Origin of the sequence: Bacillus sp. ME78 (genome assembly GCF_903970865.1) — a bacterium.
In the GTDB taxonomy this organism is placed as follows: Bacteria; Bacillota; Bacilli; order Bacillales; family Bacillaceae_G; genus Bacillus_A; species Bacillus_A cereus.
In genome coordinates this window covers 1-438 of sequence record NZ_CAJCKK010000103.1, presented here as the reverse complement: position 1 = coordinate 438, position 438 = coordinate 1, and the positions used below count along the sequence as shown (strand labels likewise).

Below are 438 nucleotides of genomic sequence, written 5' to 3'. Positions count from 1 at the left end.
TCAGTGAAACCTAGTTTCCCAATATTTAATTGCAATTTCGTCTTTGGAAACTTTAAAAATCTATCGTTTTTAATGATGCAATCTTGGTTTGTATACAGAATCTCTTTTTCAGAAGAACGAATATACTTTGGAATTCTAGGCGGTCCAGCATATTTGTTTGGATTCTTTTTATAGTCTTTTAAACTAGCAAAAAAAGATTTCCAATTTTGGAACAAACCTTTCATGATTGACTGGCTACATTGCGTAGGCAAAGCTCGATAATCATTTTGAATCATAGCCTTAAATAGTGCATCTAGAAAGTTGTAATCTACATAAGGTTTTTCAAAATTAGGTTCTGAAAACAAATTACATGTAATCTCTTTCTGTTCTTCTTTAGGCTTTAATTTCTCTTTTTCCAATTTCTTCTGATAGGCAAGACGTTGTGTGTCATTCATCTTA

The 438-nt window shown here is 31.3% G+C and carries 1 pseudogene; it reads right to left on the bottom strand.

Going from position 1 to position 438, the window contains the following annotated elements:
- Positions 1 to 438, bottom strand: a pseudogene (locus tag H6481_RS28425) (RNA-guided endonuclease TnpB family protein); the annotation flags it as partial.